This is a genomic window from Microbacterium sp. CnD16-F, assembly GCF_024124465.1.
Lineage (GTDB): Bacteria > Actinomycetota > Actinomycetes > Actinomycetales > Microbacteriaceae > Microbacterium > Microbacterium gawkjiense.
Genome location: NZ_JAMXSA010000003.1, coordinates 16,658 through 38,741, shown reverse-complemented (window position 1 = coordinate 38,741; position 22,084 = coordinate 16,658). Strand labels below are relative to the sequence as shown.

The 22,084-nt window shown below is 71.3% G+C and carries 20 protein-coding genes and 1 tRNA gene; 14 read left to right on the top strand and 7 right to left on the bottom strand.

What is annotated here, in order from left to right; all coding sequences use genetic code 11:
- Positions 1–4: 4 nt before the first annotated feature.
- The 5 genes from NH287_RS01440 to NH287_RS01420 all read left to right on the top strand — a co-directional run bounded on the left by NH287_RS01440 (position 5) and on the right by NH287_RS01420 (position 5,882).
- Positions 5–826, top strand: coding sequence for a hypothetical protein (locus NH287_RS01440; RefSeq protein WP_253034192.1), 822 nt, complete (start codon positions 5–7; stop codon positions 824–826).
- A 9-nt stretch (positions 827–835) separates the two neighbouring features.
- Positions 836–1,060, top strand: a complete 225-nt coding sequence (locus NH287_RS01435; RefSeq protein WP_253034191.1) for an SCO4848 family membrane protein — start codon at positions 836–838, stop codon at positions 1,058–1,060.
- A gap of 77 nt (positions 1,061–1,137) precedes the next feature.
- On the top strand, positions 1,138–2,280 hold the full coding sequence (locus NH287_RS01430) for an acyltransferase (protein WP_253034190.1): 1,143 nt from the start codon (positions 1,138–1,140) through the stop codon (positions 2,278–2,280).
- A 30-nt stretch (positions 2,281–2,310) separates the two neighbouring features.
- Complete coding sequence (locus NH287_RS01425) at positions 2,311–4,818, top strand: glycosyltransferase (protein ID WP_253034189.1); 2,508 nt, start codon at positions 2,311–2,313, stop codon at positions 4,816–4,818.
- Entirely contained in the window at positions 4,815–5,882 is a 1,068-nt protein-coding gene (locus tag NH287_RS01420) for a glycosyltransferase family 2 protein (protein WP_253034188.1), read from the top strand. Before NH287_RS01425 ends, NH287_RS01420 begins: the two co-directional genes overlap by 4 nt.
- A gap of 28 nt (positions 5,883–5,910) precedes the next feature.
- Here the strand turns inward: NH287_RS01420 and NH287_RS01415 are convergent, their stop codons facing one another.
- The 3 genes from NH287_RS01415 to NH287_RS01405 are packed head-to-tail and all read right to left on the bottom strand — an operon-like array spanning position 5,911 to position 10,090.
- The gene (locus NH287_RS01415) at positions 5,911–7,356 is read right to left on the bottom strand and encodes a CDP-glycerol glycerophosphotransferase family protein (RefSeq protein WP_253034187.1); all 1,446 of its coding nucleotides are present in this window, start codon (positions 7,354–7,356) and stop codon (positions 5,911–5,913) included.
- The gene (locus NH287_RS01410; RefSeq protein WP_253034186.1) at positions 7,353–8,597 is read right to left on the bottom strand and encodes a CDP-glycerol glycerophosphotransferase family protein; all 1,245 of its coding nucleotides are present in this window, start codon (positions 8,595–8,597) and stop codon (positions 7,353–7,355) included. The genes NH287_RS01415 and NH287_RS01410 overlap by 4 nt, the downstream gene beginning before the upstream one ends.
- A gap of 41 nt (positions 8,598–8,638) precedes the next feature.
- Positions 8,639–10,090, bottom strand: a complete 1,452-nt coding sequence (locus NH287_RS01405) for a S1C family serine protease (protein ID WP_253034185.1) — start codon at positions 10,088–10,090, stop codon at positions 8,639–8,641.
- A 147-nt stretch (positions 10,091–10,237) separates the two neighbouring features.
- Between NH287_RS01405 and NH287_RS01400 the strand changes: the two genes are divergently transcribed.
- A complete protein-coding gene (locus tag NH287_RS01400; RefSeq protein WP_253034184.1) occupies positions 10,238–11,446 on the top strand; it encodes an aminotransferase class I/II-fold pyridoxal phosphate-dependent enzyme in 1,209 nt (402 codons plus the stop codon).
- Positions 11,447–11,461: 15 nt separating this feature from the next.
- Here NH287_RS01400 and NH287_RS01395 read toward each other — a convergent pair whose 3' ends face one another.
- Both NH287_RS01395 and NH287_RS01390 read right to left on the bottom strand, forming a co-directional pair.
- A complete protein-coding gene (locus tag NH287_RS01395; RefSeq protein ID WP_253034183.1) occupies positions 11,462–12,271 on the bottom strand; it encodes a carbon-nitrogen hydrolase family protein in 810 nt (269 codons plus the stop codon).
- Positions 12,268–12,777: a DUF6328 family protein gene (locus NH287_RS01390; protein ID WP_253034182.1), complete on the bottom strand. Its 510-nt coding sequence runs from the start codon at positions 12,775–12,777 to the stop codon at positions 12,268–12,270. The genes NH287_RS01395 and NH287_RS01390 overlap by 4 nt, the downstream gene beginning before the upstream one ends.
- Before the next feature lie 83 nt (positions 12,778–12,860).
- Between NH287_RS01390 and NH287_RS01385 the strand changes: the two genes are divergently transcribed.
- Positions 12,861–12,934: transfer RNA gene (locus NH287_RS01385), tRNA-Met, on the top strand.
- A 68-nt stretch (positions 12,935–13,002) separates the two neighbouring features.
- On the opposite strand, the gene NH287_RS01380 is transcribed toward NH287_RS01385, so the two are convergent.
- Positions 13,003–13,476 carry a MarR family winged helix-turn-helix transcriptional regulator gene (locus tag NH287_RS01380; protein WP_064001842.1) on the bottom strand — a complete coding sequence of 158 codons (474 nt, stop codon included), beginning with the start codon at positions 13,474–13,476 and terminating at the stop codon, positions 13,003–13,005.
- 71 nt (positions 13,477–13,547) lie between these two features.
- Between NH287_RS01380 and idi the strand changes: the two genes are divergently transcribed.
- The 7 genes from idi to NH287_RS01345 are packed head-to-tail and all read left to right on the top strand — an operon-like array spanning position 13,548 to position 19,121.
- A complete protein-coding gene (gene idi / locus NH287_RS01375) occupies positions 13,548–14,096 on the top strand; it encodes an isopentenyl-diphosphate Delta-isomerase (RefSeq protein ID WP_064001841.1) in 549 nt (182 codons plus the stop codon).
- The gene (locus NH287_RS01370; RefSeq protein WP_253034181.1) at positions 14,093–15,157 is read left to right on the top strand and encodes a polyprenyl synthetase family protein; all 1,065 of its coding nucleotides are present in this window, start codon (positions 14,093–14,095) and stop codon (positions 15,155–15,157) included. The genes idi and NH287_RS01370 overlap by 4 nt, the downstream gene beginning before the upstream one ends.
- Positions 15,154–16,038 carry a phytoene/squalene synthase family protein gene (locus NH287_RS01365; protein ID WP_253034180.1) on the top strand — a complete coding sequence of 295 codons (885 nt, stop codon included), beginning with the start codon at positions 15,154–15,156 and terminating at the stop codon, positions 16,036–16,038. The genes NH287_RS01370 and NH287_RS01365 overlap by 4 nt, the downstream gene beginning before the upstream one ends.
- Positions 16,035–17,588 (top strand): phytoene desaturase family protein, encoded by a 1,554-nt coding sequence (gene crtI / locus NH287_RS01360; RefSeq protein ID WP_253034179.1) that lies wholly within the window; start codon positions 16,035–16,037, stop codon positions 17,586–17,588. Before NH287_RS01365 ends, crtI begins: the two co-directional genes overlap by 4 nt.
- Before the next feature lie 5 nt (positions 17,589–17,593).
- Positions 17,594–17,929, top strand: coding sequence for a lycopene cyclase domain-containing protein (locus tag NH287_RS01355; protein WP_253034178.1), 336 nt, complete (start codon positions 17,594–17,596; stop codon positions 17,927–17,929).
- The gene (locus tag NH287_RS01350; protein ID WP_253034177.1) at positions 17,926–18,249 is read left to right on the top strand and encodes a lycopene cyclase domain-containing protein; all 324 of its coding nucleotides are present in this window, start codon (positions 17,926–17,928) and stop codon (positions 18,247–18,249) included. Before NH287_RS01355 ends, NH287_RS01350 begins: the two co-directional genes overlap by 4 nt.
- Complete coding sequence (locus NH287_RS01345) at positions 18,246–19,121, top strand: prenyltransferase (RefSeq protein ID WP_253034176.1); 876 nt, start codon at positions 18,246–18,248, stop codon at positions 19,119–19,121. The genes NH287_RS01350 and NH287_RS01345 overlap by 4 nt, the downstream gene beginning before the upstream one ends.
- Before the next feature lie 25 nt (positions 19,122–19,146).
- Here NH287_RS01345 and NH287_RS01340 read toward each other — a convergent pair whose 3' ends face one another.
- Positions 19,147–22,065, bottom strand: a complete 2,919-nt coding sequence (locus tag NH287_RS01340; protein ID WP_253034175.1) for a UPF0182 family protein — start codon at positions 22,063–22,065, stop codon at positions 19,147–19,149.
- Between the last annotated feature and the right edge of the window lie 19 nt (positions 22,066–22,084).

Below are 22,084 nucleotides of genomic sequence, written 5' to 3'. Positions count from 1 at the left end.
CACCATGAGTGACGTCCCCCGCATCCACTCCCTTCCGGACGGGGCGCCCTGGGCGGGCGGGCTCCCCCCGGAGGGTTCCCCCGAGCACCCGTGGATGATCCGACTGCTCGACCGCGTGCTCGCGGTGCAGCGGCCAGCCGTCCTCGCGCACCTGCGGACGATCCGCGCGCGGCATCCCGAAGCGACCCCGGCCGAGATGGGCCGGATCCTCGAGCGTCGTTACCTCGCCACCGTCACGACCGGCGGTGCCGCCGTTGGCGCCACCGCCGTCGTGCCCGGCATCGGCACGGGCGTGACGCTCGCGCTCAGCGGTGCCGAGACCGTCGGATTCCTCGAGGCGACAGCCCTGTTCGCACAGTCCCTGGCGGAGGTGCACGGAATCCGCGTCAACGATCCCGACCGAGCCCGTGCACTCGTGCTGACCCTCATGGTGGGTCGCGAGGGTGTCGACTTGGTGAGCCAATTCGCCCGCCAGGTGAGCGGCACCGGCCCGGCCCGCGATGCGTACTGGGGCCAGATGATCACGACGTCGCTGCCGCGAGCGATGGTCGGTCCCCTCATCGACCGCCTCAAGGGCGCCTTCCTCCGTCGATTCGCCGCCCAGGGCAGCGCGTCCCTCCTCGGGCGGGCACTCCCCTTCGGCATCGGTGCGGTCATCGGCGGCGGCGGCAACCACATCCTCGGCCGACGGGTCATCGTCGGAGCCCGGCGCGCCTTCGGTCCGCCGCCGCTCGAGTTCCCGGCGGAGCTCACGGCCGTCGCTCCGCGTCGGCTGCCGCGATCCCGCAGGAAGCGACACGGCGACGACCCTGCCCTCAGCGGGTAGCGTGGCCGCGTGCTCCCCACCCTCGTGGCCCTTCTGATCGCCAACGCCCTGTTCAACGTGCTCGTGTGGCCGACGTTCTTCCGTCGCGTCTCTCGCGACACACGGGCGCGGGACGCGCAGGGCCGACCGACCCGGTTCCTCGTCGTGCACGCCGTCCTCATCGGCGTCGCCCTGCTGCTCGCGGCGGCATCCCTCGTCGTCGGCGTCCTGGCCGCCACCGGCGTCGGCAGCTGACCGTCGCGGGGCTGCACACCCGGCCCGGCGCGCGCAAGTGGTGTGGAGGTGGCGCGCGGACTGACTAGCGTTGTCGAGTGGTCACGACTCCCTCGCAGCAGCCGTCCGGCCGGATCCAGAGCCTGGACGGACTTCGCGGAGTGGCCGCCCTCGTCGTGCTCCTGCACCACTGGCTGCTGATCGCGGAGCCGCTGCTGGAGGGAACCGTCAGCTGGGCGGTCATCTCCCAGTCCCCCGTCAAACTCCTCACGGCCGGCAACGAAGCGGTCCTCGTCTTCTTCGTGCTCTCGGGACTCGTGGTGGTCCTGCCGGTCTTCAAGGAGAACTTCTCCTGGATGGGTTTCCTCTCGGCCCGCGTCGTCCGCCTCTACGGACCCGTCATCGCCTCGCTGGCCCTGAGCGCGATCCTGATCCTCCTGGTCCCCCGCGACCCGTCGCGTATGCCGCCGGGGTCCTGGATGGCGGAGACGCACGCGGACAGCGTGTCGGCGGGATCGTTCCTGGCGCAGGCATCGCTCGTTCCGCGTCAGTATCCCCTCAACAACCCGTTGTGGTCGCTCCACTGGGAACTGCTCTACTCGATCGTCCTGCCGCTGGCGACGGCTCTGGCTCTGCTCGTGCGGCGGCACGCGCTCGCGGCGGTCATCGTCTGCTGCGCCCTGAGCGTCGTCGGGCGCCTCTTCGAGCAGAGCGAACTGCTCTACTTCCCCGTCTTCGTGATCGGGACGATCATGGCTGCGCGGATGCCGGACCTGCTCGCCTGGGTGGAACGCCCCCGCCCGCGCTGGTTCATGCCGCTGTTCACCCTGGTGAGCGCCCTCATGCTCATCGGCAGCTGGCTGGCGCGCCCGATCTTCCCCAGCGGCACCGACCTCAATCACCTGCTGTGGGCGTTGGCCGCACCGGGTGCCGCCGGCATCGTGCTGGTCGCGCTCGCGTGGGGGCCGGCGATCCGGCTCTTCGAGACACGCCCGATCCAGTGGCTCGGCAAGATCTCCTTCAGCCTCTACCTCGTCCACGTGCCGGTGCTCGCCACCCTCGCCTTCGCGTTCGGATCCGAGGCCTGGGGGCTCGTCGGTCTTGTCGGCATCCCCCTCAGCCTCCTGGTCGCCTGGGGGTTCTACGAGGCGGTCGAAGCTAGAATGCACAAGGCGGCGCGACGCGTTCACCGAGCAGTTGCGGCGCGAGCGCGTCGCCGGGCCGGAGAAGTCGCGCCCTGACCTGCCGTCGACGAGAGCACAGCACCCCTCATGCGTTCGCCCCTTCCGCCCGCCGTCACCCGTGCCATCCGCTCCGCCCTCACCCGCGCCAAGCGCGTGCCGACCTCCGAACTCATCGCCTGGTCCCGGTCGCGGCCGATCCGGCATCGGACGGTCCTCTACGAGTCCTTCGCGGGCAACGGTGCGCTCTGCAATCCCGAGGCGATCTTCCGGGCCCTCCTCGCCGATCCCGAGTTCGCCGACCTGACGCACATCTGGGCGATCAGTGACGCGGATGCCGCAGCCGCCCTCCGCGCGGAGTTCGCCGGCGACCGGCGGGTCGAGATCGTCTCCCGGGGCAGCGGCGCCTATTGGCGTGCGGTGTCGACCGCGGGGTACCTCATCAACAACGCGACCTTCCCGACGGCATTCAGCAAGCGGGTGGGACAGGTCTACCTGAATACCTGGCACGGCACTCCGCTGAAGCTGATGGGCTTCGACATGCCGGGCGGCGCACGGGAGTCCGCCAACACCCTGCGGAACCTGCTGAACGCCGACTACCTCCTCGCGGCGAACCCCTTCATGGCCGAGACCATGTACGAGGACGCCTATCAGCTGCGCAACGTCTACCGGGGCGCGATCATCGAAGAGGGCTACCCCCGCATCGACCGTCAGCGGATGCCCGAGGCGGAACGCGTCGCTCGGATCGCCGACCTGGGGAGCCGTCTGGGCATCGAGCTCACAGGCCGGCGCATCGTCCTGTTCGCACCGACGTGGCGAGGCAGTTCGTTCCAGGCGCCGGACGCCGACCTCGCCCATCTCGCCGACCAGGCGGCGGGCCTGCAGCGACAGCTCGGCGACGACGTCGTCGTCCTCCTCAAGACCCACCAGGTGGTCCACCGCGCGGCCAGCGGCATCCCGGCACTGCGCCGCCTGCTCGTTCCCAACACGACGCCGACCAACGTGCTCCTCGGTCTCGCGGACGCCCTCGTGACCGATTACTCGTCGATCTTCTTCGACTACCTCGCGACCGATCGGCCGATCGGCTTCCTCGTGCCCGACGGCGACGCCTACGGCGCCGAGCGCGGCACCTACATGCCGCTCGACGAGCTGCCCGGTCCGGTGCACACCGACCCCGAGGCGCTCGGGCGCGACCTGGCCGCGCTCCTGGCCCCCAGTGCTCCAGCGCACCCGCGGTACGCGGACTGGGCCCGCCGCTTCGTACCCCACGAGGACGGCGGAGCCACGTCCAGGGTCATCGACGTCGTGTTCCGGGGCCGCACCGCCGAGCGCCGGGTCCGCCCCGTGCGCCGCGACGAGCGTCCGCGCCTGCTTTTCTACCTCGGCGGCATGCGTCTGAACGGCATCACGACCGCAGCCGTCAACCTGCTGAACTCGCTCGACACCGAGAAGTACGACGTGACGGCGCTCATGGCGTTCCCGCGCGGCGCGACGACCACGCACAACCAGTCGCGGCTCGACCCGGGCATCCGGCAGGTCTTCCGCGTCGGCGGCATGAACGGGCTGAAGGCCCGTCAGATCATGCGGCGCGTCGCCGACGTCAGCACCGACCCGCTGCGAGCCCACCGGCGACTCGGCCACCGCACGCTCTGGCGCGACGAGTGGACGCGCATCTTCGGGTCCGCCACGTTCGACTGGGTCGCCGACTTCAGCGGATACAGTCCGTTCTGGGCCCACCTGATGCTCCACTCGCCGCGCGCCGTCCGCGCCATCTGGCTGCACAACGAGATGGCCGCCGATCGCGACCGCACGGTCAACGGCAAGCAGCCGTTCCGCCGCTCCCTCGGCCGCGTGTTCGCCATGTACCGGGCCTACGACCAGCTCGTCTCGGTGTCGCCCGCCCTCACCGACCTCAACCGCGCCGAGCTGGCGGAGTACGCCCCCGGCGACCGGTTCGTCACCCTGCGGAACCTGCCCGATATCGTGCCCGCGGCCGCGCTCGACGAGCGCGACGAGGAAGGCGAGGAGCCGGAGGAGGATGCCGCGCTCGGCGAGACGCTCGACGCCGCCCTCGCCGTGCCGGGGATCCGCAGGTTCGTCACGGTCGGACGGCTCTCGACCGAGAAGAACCACGCGCGCCTGATCCGCGCCTTCGCCCTCCTGTCCGCGACCGAACCCGACACCCAGCTGCTCGTCGTCGGCGGAGGGCCCCTCCGTCGCGACCTGGAGCAGCAGGTCCGCGACGCGGGGCTCACCGGACGCGTCATCCTGACGGGGCCGCTGCGGGACCCGGCATCCGTCATGCGGCGGTGCGACTGCTTCGTCCTCTCGAGCGACTACGAGGGCCAGCCCATGGTCCTCATCGAGGCAGCGCAGCTGGGCCTCCCGATCGTCTCGACCGCCTTCGGATCCGCCCGCGGTGCGCTCCCCGGCGACGACATGCACATCGTCGACCGCGAGGACACCGCCCTCGCCGCGGGGATGGCGGACTTTCTCGCCGGGCGCGTGGCACCGGCATCCCTCGACGTCGCGGCCTACACCGCCGAGGTGCTCGCCCAGTTCGACGCTCTCATCCCCCGTACCCCCGGCGCGTCGTGACCGTCGACGCCCCTGTGCCGGCGCCCGGATCGGGAGTCACGTTCGTCATGCCCGTGCTGAACGAACGGGACTACCTCGAGCGCGCGGTGCAGACGGTTCTCCAGCAGGACGTCGACGGACCCGCGGAGCTCATCCTGGCGCTCGGCCCCTCGAGCGACGGGACGACGGAGCTCGCCGGGCGACTGGCCGCGGCGGATCCCCGCATCCGTCTCGTGGAGAACCCGCAGGCCGACATCCCGGTGGCCCTGAACCTCGCGATCCGCGCCGCGCGGCATCCCACGATCGTGCGGGTCGACGCGCACTCCGAACTCGCCCCGGGGTACACGCGGCGTGCGCTCGCCACCCTCGAGCGCGCTCGCGCCGCGAACGTCGGTGGCGTGATGCGCGCCGACGGGCGCACCCCGTTTCAACGCGCGGTGGCGATCGCCTACAACTCCCCCGCCGGCCTCGGTGGCGGGGCGTATCACGTCGGGGCGCCGGAGGGCCCGGCCGAATCGGCCTACCTCGGCGTCATGCGACGCGAGGTGCTCGAGGAAGTCGGACTGTTCGACGAGTCGATCCGCCGCGGCGAGGACTGGGAACTCAACCTCCGCATCCGTCGGGCCGGCTACCGCGTCTGGTTCGACCCCCAGCTGGCCGTGACGTACTGGCCGCGCGAGAGCTGGGCGCGCCTGGCGCGGCAGTTCGTCGCAACGGGGACCTGGCGCGGTGAGCTCGTCCGCCGGTTCGGGCGGCTCAACTCGCTCCGCTTCTTCGCACCGCCCGCGTTGGTCGCCGCCGTCGTGGCGAGCCTCGTGATCGCGGTGCTGCAGGTCACCGGCCTGGTGAGCGGTGTCGCCTCGGCGGTCCTGTCGGTCGTCCACCTGCCGATCGCGCTCTACATCCTCGGTGTCCTCGGCTTCAGCGTCGTCGCCGGGCGGTCGTTGCGGGAACGCGCCTGGCTGGCCGTGGTCCTGCCCACCATGCACCTCTCCTGGGGGGCGGGCTTCCTCGTCGGCCTCGTGCGGGGGGCGAAGGACACGATCGACACGTCGCGGTTGGATCGCAACACGCCCCTGCCGTGACGACAGCCGTCACGGCAGCGGCGAGGCGTCAGTCGCGCGAGATCATGCCCTGGTCGAGGAGGCGCGCGACGACACGCTCGGCGGCGCGGCCGTCGTCCCGCGCATTGAACCGTGCGCTCCAGGAGGCGTAGCGCTCCGCGAACCGCTGGGGAACGTCCGGATCGTTCAGTCCCGCCGTCAGCTCGTCCTGCGTCGCCGCGAGCGGCCCCGGTGCCCGTTCGGCCAGGTCGAAGTAGAACCCGCGGAGCCTGCCGCGGTAGTGCTCCAGGTCGGGCACGAAGAAGTGGACCGGTTTGCCGGTGGCGGTGAAGTCGAACATGACGGAGGAGTAGTCCGTGATGAGCGCATCGGCCGCCAGGAGGAGCGCCGAGATGTCGGGGTACCCGGTGACGTCGACGACGCGCGGCCCCGTCGCATCCGCGCCGGGGAGGAGGGTCCGCGAGTGGCCTCGCACGAGGAAGGTGGCCCCGGCATCCTGCGCGAGCTTCTGCAGGTCGAGGAAGTCGACCATCTGCTCGCGGTCGTCACGCCACGTCGGCGCGTAGAGGAGGACGCGCTCGTCCGGCCCGACGCCCAATGCGCGGCGGACGGCGTCACGATCCCCGCTGAGCAGCACGTCGTTGCGGGGATAGCCCTCCACCCACACGGGCCGCCGACCGAAGGCGTAGGCGGTGCGGAGGATGCGGGCCGCGTACGGGTTCTGCGCGAGCAGCACGTCCCACCGCCGGCTCTCGCGGACGACGGCGAGAGCACGACGCGGGTCGAACCCGGGCCGGTCGAGGGCGAGCCGCTTCAGCGGTGTGCCGTGCCAGGTCTGCAGGACGCGTTGGCCGGGACGCCGGACGAACCGACGGCGCAGCCAGTCGTTGACGACCAGCAGGCGCGCCGCACCGCGCGCGCGCCACCACTCCGGGGACCCCTCGACCACGGCGACGGCGCCGGGCGGCACCTCGACCGACCGGTCGACGACGCTCCAGTAGCGGACGACGGTCGGGGCGATCCGCGCGATCTCGGCGTCGATCGCCCGCGGGTTGCAGCTGGCGTTGCGGCCGTAGAAGCTCTCGAAGAAGACCGCGTTCTCGAGGTCGTCCGATCGGTCGGCGTAGGCCCGCTCGAGCGCAGCCTGCCCGGCGGGCGCGGCGTCGGCCTCGGTCAGCGGCGGGCCGACGATCACCTGCCCGTCCCGGACCTCGACGGCGAGAGTCTCCGCCACCGTGCGCGCCAGCGGAGCGATCTCCGCCGAGCCCGGCGCGGGACCGTCGAGCTCGAGGCGGTAGGTGCCGCTGGGCAGCGCGAGCTCGGGCCTTCCCCACCGCGACACCCGCAGCGGGAGGACGGCGCGCCAGCCGGCGTCCGTCGCCGAGATCGACGCCGCGGAGACGGCTCGAGGCCCCGCGGCACGGAGCCCGGCAGGAGCGGGGCCGCGACCCTCGAACTGCAGCGCGTCCCCGGCCACCAGCGACACCCGGATCATCCTCGACCCCTTCCCCGGCGCGTGGTCGACAGTCCGCGGCGGATGGCGGCGTGGACGCGCTCGGCGTTGCGGCCGTCGCGGTAGGCGTGGACCTGGGCGCTCAGCGCCTCGGCACGCGCGACACGGCGCTCGCGCTCGCGGTCGTCGCCCAGCACCGCCGTGACCTGCGCCATGACACCCGTCCAGTCGACGGCGACGTCCTCGCCCGCGACGTCCCGGTAGCGACCGTAGAACCCGCGCTCGGCGGCGTAGCGGGCCTCGTCCGGTGCGAAGAACACCACCGGTACCGGCACGAGCGCCGTGTCGTAGACGAGCGACGAGTAATCCGTGATGAGGACGTCGAGGGCCGGGAGGGCCGGGGTCACGTCCGGCAGCAGGTCGGAGCCGAGCAGACGGATGCGGTCGCCCGCCGCCCCGGCGCGGTACTCCCCCGCCCCCAGCGGATGCGATCGCACGAGCAGCACGGCGTCGACGCGCTCGAGCGCGGTCGAGATCGTCTGCCACTCGCTCGAGGTCGGCACGGCCGGATCGGGCTCGCCGTCGCGCCACGTCGGCGCGTAGAGCACGACTCGGGCGCCGCCGAGCGGCCCCACGAGCGCCTCGACGTCCGTCCGGGCCTCGGCGGCGGAGCGCCCGCTCGAGAGCACGTCGACACGGGGCTCGCCCGTGACGAGCACCCGGTCGTGACCGAGCCCGAACGCCGACTCCAGCCGACCGCGGACGAGGTGCGAGGCCGCGGGGAGCAGACGGATGCGTCGCTGGGTCCGCCGATAGGCGATCCGCAGAATGCGGGCGAGCCCCGGAATCGGCAGGGGGGCGCGCGCCGTGACCTTGGAGTCGAGACCGAGTCGCTTCAACGGGATGCCGTGCCAGAGCTGCACGAGGTAGGACCCGGACGTGGCGTAACGGTTCACGTCGCCGGCGCCGTGCGTGACGACCACGACACGAGCGCGCGCCGTGAGCCAGAAGCCCCGCAGCCCGCGTTTGGGGGCCGACGGGATGCCCGCTCGGCGCGCGGCATCCGCGTCGGCATCCGACCCGGTGAGCCACACCGCACGTTCGCCCGCAGCGGCCGCGACGTGCCACAGCGCGAGGGCGCCCTCGCCGATCCCGACGGCGGAGCCGAAGACCCACAGGTCCCGGGAGCGCGGGATGACACGGGTGAGGACGAGCCCGAGGACGTGGAGCGGAAGCCTCATCACCTGGGCGGCATTGCCCGACGCGAACGAGAAAGACCCCACCCCGCGAGCCTATCGCGGGGTGGGGTCGTGACTCGGACGGGCTACTCGGTCAGCTCGCCGAGGGTGACATCGGCGCTCTGCGTCTTGCCGTCGCGGACGTAGACGAGACTGGCCTTCGCGCCCGCCGCCAGCGCGCGGACCTGGGCGGTCAGATCGGTCGCGTCGCGGACCGGGACGCCGTTGAACTCGGTGACGACGTCGCCCGCCTTCAGACCTGCCTGTGCCGCGGCACCACCCGAGGTGACGTCGCTGATGAGGGCCCCCGCGACGGTGCTGTTCTCGGCGTCCGCGGCGTTGCCGACCATCGCGCCGAGCAGACCGTGGCTGGCGGAGCCGTCCGCGATGATCTCGTCCGTGACCCGCTTGACGATGTTCGACGGGATGGAGAACCCGACGCCGATCGATCCAGCCTCGCTCGAGGAGGACGAGCCGCCGCCCGCCGTCGCGATCGCGACGTTGATGCCGATCAGGTCGCCGGTGTCGTCGACGAGCGCACCGCCGGAGTTGCCGGGATTGATGGCCGCGTCGGTCTGGATGACGGCGATCGAGATCGTGCCCGAGGATCCGGAGCCGCGCTCCTGACCCTGGCCGAAGTCGAACTGGAACGGCGACTCGCCGTTCTGGCCCTGGTCCTGCTGCTGCTCACCGGAGTCGGGGACGGCCGAGGACGCGATCTGGATCGAGCGGTTCAGCGCGCTGACGATACCGGTGGTGACGGTGTTCGACAGACCCAGCGGAGCGCCCACGGCGACGGTCGTGTCACCGACGTTGAGCTTGCTCGAGTCGGCGAAGGTGATCGGGGTCAGCCCGCTCGCCCCCGTCAGCTTGATCACGGCGAGGTCGTAGATCGGGTCGGTCCCGACGATCTTCGCGTCGTACACACGGCCGTCCGACGTGGTGACCCGGAGGGCGGCGTCGGAGCTCGCCCCGTCGAGGGTGACCACGTGCGTGTTGGTGACGATGTAGCCGTCGGAGCTGAGGATCACGCCCGATCCGGTGCCGCCGCCGTCCGACGACGTCGCACTGATCGTCACGACGCTCGGCAGGGTCTTGGCCGCGATCCCCGTCGTCTGGTTCACGTTGTCGGGATCGTTGACCGTGACGGTCGTCGATCCGCGCGAGACCGAGGTGCTGCTGTTCGCAGCGAACATGTCGTTGCCGATCGCGGCACCGCCGAGACCAGACACCGCGCCGACGATGGCGGCGGCGACGAGGACGGCGACGATCTTGCCGGAGCCGACCTTGGCCTCGGCCGCACGGGGCGCGTGAGCGTCGGGCTGGGGCGCGGTCGGCTGATCGGAGAAGCTCGCTCCCGGTGCGTGCTGTCCGCTCCCCTGCGAGCCGTGCGAGATCCAACCGCCGCCCGCGTGCGGGGCGCCGGATGCCTGCGGGCCGGCGGCCGACGGACCGGCGGCGCCCGAGTCGGGCAGCGGCGGACGCGGCGGCACGGGGGCACCGGCCGTGTTCGGGTCGGGGATGTTCGAATCGCTCATGGGACTGCTCCTTCTTCGAGGCGACTTCAGAGTGCTCCCGGAGTCTGTGGACCAGCTATGCCGACCCTCCGATCAGCCTATGGGAGTGGATGACGCCCCGGGTCGCGCCCGCGGAAGCCGCCCGGCGCCGGGCGATACGCTGGGCCGGTGCTGCACATCCCCGGTGCCTGGCAACGCGCAGCCCGCGGCGCCGGCCTCCTCGCCCCCGACGGGACGCTCGCGGCGACGATCTTCGCGGAGATCACCGCCGCCGCCGTCCGCCACGACGCGATCAACCTCGGCCAGGGCTTCCCCGACGAGGACGGTCCCGCCGACGTGCTCGCCGCCGCCGTCGACGCGATCCGTTCCGGCGTCAACCAGTACCCGCCGGGACGGGGGATGCCGGTGCTCCGAGAGGCCGTCGCGGATCACCAGCACCGCTTCTACGGCATCGACCTCGACCCCGAGCGGCAGATCCTCATCACGGCGGGAGCGACCGAGGCGCTGACGGCGACCCTCCTGGCCCTGCTGGAGGGACCGGACGATGAAGTGGTCGTCTTCGAGCCCTACTACGACTCCTACGCCGCCGCGATCGCCCTCGCGGGGGCCCGGCTCGTCCCCGTGCCGCTGCGCTGGCCCGACCTCGAACCCGACCTCGCCGATCTGGGCGCGGCGGTCGGCGAGCGGACCCGGATCATCCTCGTCAACGACCCGCACAACCCGACCGGAACGGTGTTCTCCGCGGAGGTGCGCGCCGAGATCGTGCGCTTGGCCGCACACCACGACGCCCTGATCGTCACCGACGAGGTCTACGAGCACCTCGTGATCGACGGGACGCACACGCCGATCGCGACGCTTCCCGGCGCCGCCGAACGGACCCTCACGATCTCCTCGGGCGGCAAGACCTTCCGCACGACCGGATGGAAGGTGGGGTGGGTGAGCGGCCCGGCCGACCTCGTCGACGCCGTCCTCGCGGTCAAGCAGTATCTGACCTATGTGAACGGCGCACCGTTCCAACCCGCGATCGCCGTCGGCCTCGGGCTGCCGGACGCCTACTTCGACGACCTCGCCGCGACGCAGCGGGAGCGGCGGGACCTGCTCGGCGAGGGCCTGATCGCCGCCGGCTTCGACGTGTCGACACCGGCCGGGTCGTACTTCACCGTCGCCGACGTCGGTCCGCTGCTGGATGCCGGAGAGGATGCGGCCGGGTTCTGCCGCACGCTGCCCGAACGGGTGGGGGTTGCCGCCATCCCCCTCACCGCCTTCGTGTCCGAGGACCATCGGGCGGACTACGCGAGTCTCGTGCGGTTCGCGGCGTGCAAGCGGACGGACGTCATCGCCGAGGCGGCGCGGCGCCTCGCGGCATCCGCTCGGTGAGACCCGTCCGGGACCTCACTCCCGCGGCACGACGCGGTAGCGGCGCAGCGCCAGCGCCGGGTTGACTCGCCGGACACGGTCGACCACCGCGGCGTCGACGGCGGCCACCGCGACATCGGTGGCGGTGCCGATGGAGGCCACCGGGACGCCCAGCGGATCGATCACGACGGAGTGCCCGACGCCCAGCGGCGGCGGGTGATCGGCGCCGGCAACGTAGAGCGTGTTCTCGATCGCTCGCGCCTGCAGGAGCGTCCGCCAGTGATCCTCCTTGAGCGGGCCCCGCACCCACTCGGCGGCCACGAGCACGACGTGTGCGCCGGTGTCGGCGAGGATCCGGGCGACTTCGGGGAAGCGGAGGTCGTAGCAGGTCATGAGGGCGAAGCGGATGCCGTTCACCTCGAACGTCTCGGGTGTCTCGATCCCGCCCGGCTCCACCCAGTCCGATTCGCGCTGCCCGAACGCGTCGTAGAGGTGGAGCTTCCGGTAGCGCGCGACGACACCGCCGGCGTCCACGGCGACGACGGTGTTGCGCACGCGATCGCTGCTCGCGGCCCGTTCGACGAGGCCCGCGACGATGTGGACGCCGTGGCGGGCGGCGAGGTCCGTGAGCGCCGTCACGAAGGGGCCGTCGAGGTCCTGCGCGTGCGCGGCGAGCGAGGCGTCGAACGGGTCGACGAAGTAGCTCGAGTACTCGGGGAAGAGGACGATCCGCGCCCCGCGCGAGGCGGCGCGCGCGACGAGGTCGGAGATCGTGTCGAGGTTGGCCGCGCCATCGGCGGCCGGCGCGAACTGCGCGACCGCGAGGCCGAGCGGGGTGACGGTCATGGAGTGCCTTCCGAGCGACGGCGCGTGACGAGCGGGACGATGAGCCAGAGGGCCGCGATCACGACGGCCAGGCCGACTCCCGCCACCCAGGATGCCGCACCGCCCACGACGACGTCGAACACGAACGCGACGACGCCGACCAGCAGGGCCGACACCAACACGAGCGCGCCGATCATGCAGAGATGACCGAACCGGACGATGGCGGGCTTGGCGCGACGGGCGAACAGGATGCGGTGCACCGAGACCGGGGCGAGGGCCACGACGGCGCTCAGCGCCGAGAGGACCACGAGCACGAGGTACCCGAGCCGCTGCGAGGACTCCAGGTCGCCGAAGGAGGGCTGGAACGCGAGGGCGAGGAGGAAGCCGGTGAGGATCTGCGTGCCCGTCTGCAGCACACGCAACTCCTGCAGCACCTCGTTCCAGTTGCGGTCGGCCCGTTCGTCGCGGGTCTCGTCCCGCCCGTCGGGCTGTGCGTCGGCGGAGGCATCGGTGTCACGGCGGACCATGCGTCCCATCCTGCCGACAACGGGCCGCATCTTCGGACCGATTCGCGTGCCCGCGAAACCCGTGCTAGTGTTTTCTCTTGTGCCGCGGGGTGGAGCAGCTCGGTAGCTCGCTGGGCTCATAACCCAGAGGTCGCAGGTTCAAATCCTGTCCCCGCAACAAGAAGAAGAAGGCGTTCCCTCTCCGGAGGGGGCGCCTTCTTCGCGTTCGGACGACGGATCGAACCGTCACTCGGGCAGCATCGCCCGCTCCATGTCGGCGAGGAACCGCACGATCGTGCGCAGTTCGTCGTCGGAGTACGGTTCGGTCGCCTCCCGCATCCGCCGCAGACGTTCCCCGAAGTGCTTGCGGAAGGTCGCACGGGCCTCGTCGGTGAGCGCGACGATCCGCGACCGTCGGTCGTGCGGGTGGGGCTTGCGGACCAGGTAGCCGTCGGCCGTCAGCCGGTCGAGCAGTTTCGTCGTCGATGCGGTCGAGATCGCGAGGTGCGTCGCGAGATCGTGGGGCTTCACGACCTCGCCGTGCTGCTCGCGGATGATGAGCATGCGGAGGGCCGCGAGGTCGGTCGTGTTCATGTCCATGTCACCGCGCATCGAGGCGTACATTCGGTCCAAGGCGTCCGAGAAGGCCCGCACCGCCTCGAGGGCGCCGAGCACAACGACGTCGCGCTCGTTGGCCGGAATCCATGGTTCCGCCACCATTGGACACCTTTCCGGTCGGTCTGTACCATGTCGATTGATCGCTAGATAATCTAGCAAACTACGGAGGAATGGTGTCGGACATCGAATACGTCGTTCTGCTGGACGATGACGGACGCGACATCGGCACGGCTCCGAAGGCCAGCGTGCACGGGACCGACACCGCACTCCACCTCGCCTTCTCGTGCCACGTCTACAACGATCGCGGGCAGCTGCTCGTCACTCGACGCGCGCTCAGCAAGGCCGCCTGGCCGGGCGTCTGGACGAACTCCTTCTGCGGACACCCCGCCCCCGCCGAACCCGTGCTCGACGCCGTCCACCGTCGGGCGGCGTTCGAGGTCGGCCTCACCCTCCGCGACGTCTCCCTCGCCCTCCCGCTCTTCCGGTACCGGGCCACGGACGCCTCGGGCATCGTCGAGCATGAGATCTGCCCGGTCTACGTCGCCTACACGGACGACGAGCCGCGACTGAACCCCGATGAGGTCGCCGAGGCCCGCTGGGTCGACCCCGCCGACCTGGATGCCTCGCTCACGACGACGCCGTGGGCCTTCAGTCCGTGGCTCGTGCTGCAGGCGCAGCAGCTCGAGCTGTTCGCCCCGCACGAGCAACGGAGGGCCTCGTGATCGGCCTGCCCCCCGCCGTCTGGCGGGAGATCGACGATGCGCTCGAGGTGGCGCTCGAGCGGCTCCGGGTGCGCTCGGCGGCGCTCGGCGAGGCATCGGCGGCTCTCGGGGACGCCACCGCGGCCTCCGCGACGGGGGGCAAGCGCCTCCGGCCCGCGCTCGTCGTCGCCGCCTTCGAGGCGTTCGGCGGTGATGCCGGCCGCGCCCCCGGCCTGTGGCGCGTCGCGGCCGCCTTCGAACTGCTCCACGCCGCCTTCGTCGTCCACGACGACCTGATCGACGGCGACGTCGAGCGGCGCGGCATCCCGAACGTCGTCGGCCGCTTCCGCGAACGCGCGCGCGTGCGGGGCGGGGACGAGGACGAATCGCGACTGCTCGGGTCGGCGGCGGCGGTGCTCGCGGGAGACCTGCTCCTGTTCGAAGCGACCCGGCTGATCGCGACGGCACCCGTCACGTCGCCCCAGCGTGCGGCCCTGTTCGTCCTGCTCGACGACGCGGTCCTCGTCTCGGCGGCCGGGGAGCTCGCCGACGTCGAACAGTCCATCGGCGCGGACCTGCCGCCGACGGACACGCTCCTGCGCACCGCGCGCGACAAGACGGCCTTCTACTCGTTCCAGGCGCCGCTGGCCGCCGGCGCCCTGCTCGCCGGCGCGAACGACGACCAGCGCGCGGCGCTCGAGGCGGCCGGGTCCGCCATCGGCGTGGCGTTCCAGCTGGCCGACGACCTGATCGGCACCTTCGGCACCCGTGCCGAGGCCGGGCGCGAACCCGGGGCGGACCTGCGCGCCTCGAAACGGACCCCCCTCATCGCGATGGCGGCCGAGACCGAGGCCTGGCCCCAGATCGCCTCGGCCCTGGCGATGGCCCCCACCGGCCCGATCGCGATCGAACACGCCCAGCGCGAGCTGACGGCGAGCGGCGCCCGGCAACGCACCGTCGAGATGATCGCGCAGACGCTGCGCTCCGCGCGGACTCTCGCCGCCGACGCCGCGCTCCCCCGCGACGCCGTCGTCCTCCTCGCCGCACTCGCTGCCGCCGTGGAGGACCGCATCCCCCGATGACCGACACGCTCTACGACGAGACGGCGGTCGCCGCCGCGGCATCCGTCATCCGCGCCTACTCCACGTCGTTCGGCCTCGCGACGAGCCTGCTCGGGCCGCGCGTCCGGCCGCATGTGCGGAACGTCTACGCCCTCGTCCGCGTCGCCGACGAGATCGTCGACGGCGCAGCCTCCGCCGCGGGAGTCCCGCTCGGCGAGCAGCGCGACGTGCTCGACGCACTCGAAACCGAGACCTACGCCGCGATCGAGCGCGGCTTCAGTGCGAACCTCATCGTCCACGCGTTCGCGCGGACGGCGCGGCAGTGCGGCATCGCGCGGCACCACATCGAACCCTTCTTCGCGTCGATGCGCACCGACCTCGAGCGCGCCGAGCACGACGAGGCGTCGCACGACGACTACGTCTACGGCTCGGCGGAGGTCGTCGGGCTCATGTGCCTGCAGGTGTTCGTGAACGCCGGCGAAGCAGTCCCCCGCGACCCCGATGCCGTCCTGGTCACGGGGGCGCGTCGGCTCGGCGCGGCGTTCCAGGACATCAACTTCCTCCGCGACCACGCCGACGACGCCGGGCGGCTGGGACGGGACTACCTCGGTGTCGGCGACGGCGCGACGCGCCGCCGCGAGGTGCTCGCCCGCATCGACGGGGACCTGGATGCCGCGGCCGCGACCATCCCGCTCCTCCCCGCCGACTGCCGGGTCGCCGTCGCCACCGCGCACGGCCTCTTCGCCGAACTCACCGAACGGCTGCGCCGCACCGAGGACCTCAGCGTCCGAGTCCGCGTGCCCACGCCGGTCAAGGCGGCGATCGCCGCCCGCGCGGCCGTCGCGCACCGTCGACCCCTCACGCCTCGCACGACACGACAGAACCGGAGAACCCCCGAATGAGCCGGCGTATCGCGATCATCGGTGGCGGCATCACAGGCCTGGCGACCGCGGCGCTGCTCGCCGACCGCGGTGACCGGGTGACCGTCTTCGAGGCGTTGGACGACGTCGGCGGGCGTGCCGGGAGCTGGGAGAAAGACGGTTTCCGGTTCGACACCGGCCCGAGCTGGTACCTCATGCCCGAGGTGTTCGACCACTTCTTCGCCCTCCTGGGCACGAGCGCCCGGGAACAACTGGACCTGGTGCGCCTCGAACCGGCCTACCGCGTCTACCACGAGGGCGAGCGGGAGCCCTTCGACGTCGTGTCGGGGCGGGATGCCGCCGTCGCGGCCTTCGAGGCGCGCGAACCCGGCGCCGGCGCCGAACTGGCGACGTACCTGGACTCGGCGGGCGAGATCTACGACCTCGCCGTCTCACGGTTCCTGTACGACCCGTACGTGTCCCTCAAGGGCCTCGCCCACCCCGACGTCCTCCGCAAGCTCGGCACCCTTCTGCCGCTGCTCCTGCGCCCCCTCTCGACCCACGTCGAGAAGAAGTTCTCCGACCCCGTGCTGCAGCAGGTGCTGGGTTACCCGGCCGTCTTCCTCGGCGGATCGCCCTACGACGCGCCGAGCCTGTACCACCTCATGAGCCACCTCGATCTCGACGACGGCGTGCTCTATCCGCGCGGGGGCCTCGTGCAGGTGATCCGGGCGATCGCGCGCCTGGCCGAAGGCCGAGGCGCCGAGATCCGCACCGGCACCCCGGTCGAACGGATCCTCACCGAGGGGGGCCGTGCAACCGGCATCCGACTGGCCGACGGCACCGTCGTCGCGGCCGACCACGTCATCTCGACGGCGGACATGCACCACACCGAGACGGTCCTCCTCGAGCCGGAGCTGCGCTCGCGCAGCGACGCGTGGTGGGACAAGCGCACGCCGTCGTTCGGCGCGCTGCTCATCCTCCTCGGCGTCGAGGGGGAACTCCCCCAGCTCGAGCACCACACCCTCCTGTTCACGAAGGACTGGAAGGCGAACTTCGACGCGATCTTCGGCGAGGGAGCCGCAGACGGCATCCCGGACCCCGCGTCGCTCTACGTCTGCCGCCCCAGCGCGACGGACGACGACGTCGCGCCGGCCGGGCACGAGAACCTCTTCGTCCTCGTCCCCATGCCCGCCGCTCCCGAGCTCGGCCGCGGCGGCGTGGACGGCGCCGGCGACCCCCGGATCGAGGCGGCCGCCGACGCGGTCATCGCGCAGATCGCCGACTGGACGGGCGTCCCCGACCTCGCCGACCGCGTCCGGGTGCGTCGCACGATCACGCCCGGCGACTTCGCCGCGGACTTCGGCTCGTTCCGGGGCGGGGCGCTCGGACTCGCGCACACGCTCCGACAGTCGGCGATGTTCCGACCGGGCCTGCGCTCGAAGGTCGACGGACTGCTCTACGCCGGCCAGACCGTGCTCCCCGGCGTCGGCCTGCCCATGTGCCTCATCTCGGCGGAGCTCGTCGTCAAACTGCTCGACGGCGACACCTCCACGGGGCAGCTGCCCACCCCGGCGCACGCGAAGGGCTGAGCGCGGTGGCGGGACTGTACCTCCTCGCCCTGATCGTCTCGGCGCTCGGGGTGCTCGCCGTCGACCTCCGGCATCGCCTCGCCCTCGGTGCCGCCCCCGGGAGGACGCTGCTGCTCATCGCGTGCGGCACGGTCTTCCTGCTCGTCTGGGACATCGCGGGCATCGCGAGCGGCGTCTTCGTCCGCGGCGACAGCCCGCTGCTGCTCGGCGTGGACCTCGCCCCGCACCTCCCGCTCGAGGAACCGGTCTTCCTCGCCTTCCTGTGTCACCTGACGCTCGTCGTGCACGCGATCGCCCTGCGCGTCGCCGCGCGGCGACGTGCCGGGCGGGAGGCGGCGTGACGTATCCGCTCCTCGTCGTCCCGTTCGCGCTCGTCACCGTCGTCGTGACCCTCGTCTCCGCGCGGCGCCCGGGTGCTGCGGCGCGCCTGAAGGCCTCCCTGTGGACCGCGCTCGTCCTCATCGCCTTCACCGCGGTGTTCGACAACCTGATGATCGCGGCCGACCTGTTCACCTATCCCGAGCAGCACATCAGCGGCATCCGCATCGGTCTCGCACCGATCGAAGACTTCGCCTATCCGATCTGCGCGGCGTTCCTGCTGCCCGCGATCGGTGCACTCCTTCCCGCGCCCCGCCTTCGTTCGCAGCGGGATGCCGCATGAGCCCGGCGCTGTTCGTCCGTCAGCTGTTCGTCTCCTCACGACCGGTGAGCTGGATCAACACGGCGTACCCGTTCGCCGCGGCGTACCTGCTCAGCGCACGCGAGATCGACCTCGTGCTGGTGATCGGGACGATCTTCTTCCTGATCCCGTACAACGTTGCGATGTACGGCATCAACGACGTGTTCGACTACGAGTCCGACCTCCGCAACCCCCGCAAGGGCGGCGCGCACGGAGCCATCCTCGACAAGCGGCTGCACCCCGCCGTCCTCTGGGCGTCCGTGCTGCTCTGCGCCCCGTTCGTCATCGCCCTCGTGATCGCGGGGACCCCGGCATCCTGGCTCGTCCTCGGCCTGAGCCTGCTCGCGGTCGTCTTCTACAGCGCGCCGCCGCTCCGGCTGAAGGAGCGGCCGTTCGCCGACTCGATCACCAGCAGCATCCACTTCTTCTCGCCCGCGGTGTACGCGCTCGTCCTCACCGGCGCGATGTGGACGCCGCAGCTCGTCCTCGTAATCGTCGCGTTCGCCCTCTGGGGCGTGGCGTCGCACGCGTTCGGCGCCGTGCAGGACGTCGTCGCCGACCGCGAGGCGGCGATCTCCTCGATCGCCACGGCGCGCGGCGCCGCGTGGACCGTGCGGTTCTCGCTCGTCGCCTACGCGGCCGCCGGCGCGCTCATGCTCGCCACGGAATGGCCGGGACCGCTGGCCGCGATCGTCGCCATCCCCTATCTCGTCACGGTCTGGCCGTACCGGTCGATCCGTGACGCGGATGCCGCAGCCGCCACCCGCGGCTGGGACCGCTTCCTGTGGCTGAACCAGATCGCCGGGTTCCTCGTCACGCTGCTGCTGATCTGGTGGTGGCTGCTCGTGCGCTGAGCCGCCACCACCCGATCGGTCGGGGTCACTCCCCGTCGAGCTGGATGAGCCGGTCGATGATGTTGGTGAGCCGCTCGTCCTGCTCGCCGTAGGCGGCCCAGTCGCCCTTCTGCATCGCGTCGTCGCGGGCGAGCATGACCTCGCGCGCCTCCTGCAGCAGGCGGGCGGTCTCGTCGCCGACACCGGCCGGCGGCGTGGAGGTGCCGTCCGTCGGCTCCGGCGACGGGGTCGCGCCGGGTGTCGCCGACGGAGTCGGGGTCGTCCCGTCGTCGCCCGCGGTCGCGCCGGAGTCGCCGCCGAAGAGCTTGTCGAGTGCCTGCTGGAGGGTGTCCTCGAAGGCGACCTGCTTGCCGAAGGAGACCAGGATCTTCCGCAGCTGCGGCAACTGCGTTCCGCTGGAGGCCTGCACGAAGACCGGCTGCACGTACAGCAGGCCGCCGCCGACGGGCAGGGTCAGCAGGTTGCCGTTCAGGACGTCCGACTGGCCCTGCTGCAGCAGGTTGACCTCGCGGGCGACGCTCGCGTTCGAGCGGAACTCGTTCTGCACCTGTCCGGGACCGGGAACGGACACGTCCGCCCCGATCTCGAGCATGCGGAGCGTGCCGTAGTCCTCGCCCTTCTTGCCGGCCTCGGATCCCGCGTTCGAGTCGACCGCGAGGTAGCCGAGCAGCACGTTGCGCTCGTCGTCGCCGACGGATGCCGGGATGAACGAGGTGAACATCGAGAACGAGGGCTTGTCCTGCCCCGGCATCTGCATCGTCAGGTAGTACGGCGGCTGCAGGTTCGCCGGCGTCACCGGGTCCTGCGGCGTGCGCCAGGCGTTGTCGCGACGGATGAAGGACTGCGCGTCGTCGACGTGGTAGGTCCCGAGCATGGCTCGCTGCACCTTGAACAGGTCCGTCGGGTAGCGCACGTGGCTCATGAGGTCGCCGGACATCTCGCTCACCGGCTTCAGCGTCGACGGGTAGATCTTCTGCCACGCCTTCAGCAGCGGGTCCTGGTCGTCCCACGCGTACAGCGTCACCGAACCGTCGTAGGCGTCGACGGTCGCCTTCACCGAGTTGCGGATGTAGTTGACGTCGTCGAGCGCGACGCGCGGCTGCGTGTTGGTCGTGTCCGAGATCGCATCCCGCAGGCTCACGATCGAGGAGTACGGGTAGTTGTTGCTGAGGGTGTAGCCGTCGATGATCCACACGACACGACCGTCGACGACGCTCGGGTAGGGGTCGCTGTCGAGCTCGAGGTACGGCGCCACCTTCTGCACGCGATCGCGCGGGTTGCGGTCGTAGAGGATCTGCGACTTCTCGTTGATGCCGTCGGAGAAGAGGATGTCGGTCGACTGGAACTTCAGCGCGTACAGCAACCGGTTGAAGGGGTTGCCGATGTTCGGGCCGCCGTCGCCAGCGAACGTCGTACGGGTCTGGTCGGCGCCGTCCTCACCGCGGGGGTAGTCCAGCTCGACGGGGTCGCTGCCCTCGGGGGCTCCGACGATCGAGTACGGCGGCGACGACTCGCCGAAGTAGATGCGCGGTTCGTACTCCTCGTTCTGCGTGAGGTCGCCCGCGGTCGGGATGCCGCGCTCGAGGAAGACGGGGTTGCCGTCGTCCGTGCGCTCGTTGCCCTTGGCCGCGACGACACCGTAGCCGTGCGTGTAGACGAGGGTGTTGTTGTACCAGGACTGCGCGGTGCCCAGCTGGTCGAGGTTGAGCTCGCGCACCGAGACGACGGCATCCTGCGTCTTGCCGTCGATCTCGTACCGGTCGACGTCGAGCGGGTTCTGGAACTGGTAGTACGAGCGGTACTGCTCGAGCTGGCGCACCGTCGGACCGATGATGGCGGGGTCCATGATACGGATCGACGCCGTGGTGTCGGCGTCCGCGCGGAGCTGCCCCTGTTCGGCGGTCGTGACCGCCTCGTACGGGGTCTTCTCGAGCCCATCGATGCCGTAGGCGAACTTCGTCGCCTCGAGGTTCCGCTCCACGTAGGGCGCTTCGTAGGTCTCGAGGTTCGGCGCCACCTGGAACTGGCTCACCGCCCACGGGTAGGCGACGCCCACCACGAGCGAGGAGACGATCAGGAGCGCGGTGCCGATGAGCGGGAAGCGCCAGCGGCCGATGATCGCGGTGACGATGAACAGCGCCGCGACGATGGCGGCGGCGACGGAGAGGATCGCAAGTCCCGGGATGACCGCGTTGACGTCGACGTAGCTCGCGCCGGTGAAGCGCTCGCCCTGCGTCGTGAGGGTCTTGTACTGGTCGAGCCACAGGCTCACGGCCTGCACGGCGAGGTAGAGCGCCGCGACGATGGCCAGCTGGATGCGGGCGGCCTTCGAGATGCGCAGCTCGCGCTGGCCGACGCGCACCGATCCGTAGAGGTAGGAGACGACGACGGTGACGAGCAGGCAGATGAGCAGGACGGCCGAGGCGAACCCGAGGACGACGCTGTAGAACGGCATCTGGAACAGGTAGAACCCGGTGTCCAGACCGAACTGCGGGTCCTTCTGGCCGGTGGAGACGCCGTTCGCCCAGAGCCAGACCGTCTCCCACTGCGCGGAGGCCGCGAACCCGGCGAAGAAGCCGAAGAAGACCGGGATGCCCCACATCGCCAGGCGTCGCAGCGGTTCGACGACCTCCTGGTAGTGGTCGAGCTGCGAGCTGAGTCGCGCGTAGACCGGACGGAGACGGTAGGCGAGCTGGATGGCCGCGAACACCGGCAGCGCCATCGCGGCGAAGCCGACGAGGAACATGACCACACGGGCGGTCCACTGCGTCACCAGGACGCCGTCGAAACCGAGTTGCCGGTACCACTGCCAGTCGGTGTACAGGCCCGCGAACGCGAAGAACGCGATCACCAGGACGACGAGCACGCCGACGGTGATGGCGATCGTGCGACGAACGGGATTCGGAGGGGTGGACGTGGCAGGCCCGGCAGGTGTCGAGGTCACCCTTTCATCCTAGGCGGGG

What these genes read in the sequence shown, in the direction of transcription:
- NH287_RS01440 (WP_253034192.1), top strand. Translation starts at nt 5, where the DNA reads ATGAGTGACGTCCCCCGCATCCACTCCCTTCCGGACGGGGCGCCCTGG.
- NH287_RS01425 (WP_253034189.1), top strand. Translation starts at nt 2,311, where the DNA reads ATGCGTTCGCCCCTTCCGCCCGCCGTCACCCGTGCCATCCGCTCCGCC.
- NH287_RS01415 (WP_253034187.1), bottom strand. Translation starts at nt 7,356, where the DNA reads ATGATCCGGGTGTCGCTGGTGGCCGGGGACGCGCTGCAGTTCGAGGGT.
- NH287_RS01405 (WP_253034185.1), bottom strand. Translation starts at nt 10,090, where the DNA reads ATGAGCGATTCGAACATCCCCGACCCGAACACGGCCGGTGCCCCCGTG.
- NH287_RS01395 (WP_253034183.1), bottom strand. Translation starts at nt 12,271, where the DNA reads ATGACCGTCACCCCGCTCGGCCTCGCGGTCGCGCAGTTCGCGCCGGCC.
- NH287_RS01390 (WP_253034182.1), bottom strand. Translation starts at nt 12,777, where the DNA reads ATGGTCCGCCGTGACACCGATGCCTCCGCCGACGCACAGCCCGACGGG.
- NH287_RS01380 (WP_064001842.1), bottom strand. Translation starts at nt 13,476, where the DNA reads ATGGTGGCGGAACCATGGATTCCGGCCAACGAGCGCGACGTCGTTGTG.
- NH287_RS01365 (WP_253034180.1), top strand. Translation starts at nt 15,154, where the DNA reads ATGACCGACACGCTCTACGACGAGACGGCGGTCGCCGCCGCGGCATCC.
- crtI (WP_253034179.1), top strand. Translation starts at nt 16,035, where the DNA reads ATGAGCCGGCGTATCGCGATCATCGGTGGCGGCATCACAGGCCTGGCG.
- NH287_RS01345 (WP_253034176.1), top strand. Translation starts at nt 18,246, where the DNA reads ATGAGCCCGGCGCTGTTCGTCCGTCAGCTGTTCGTCTCCTCACGACCG.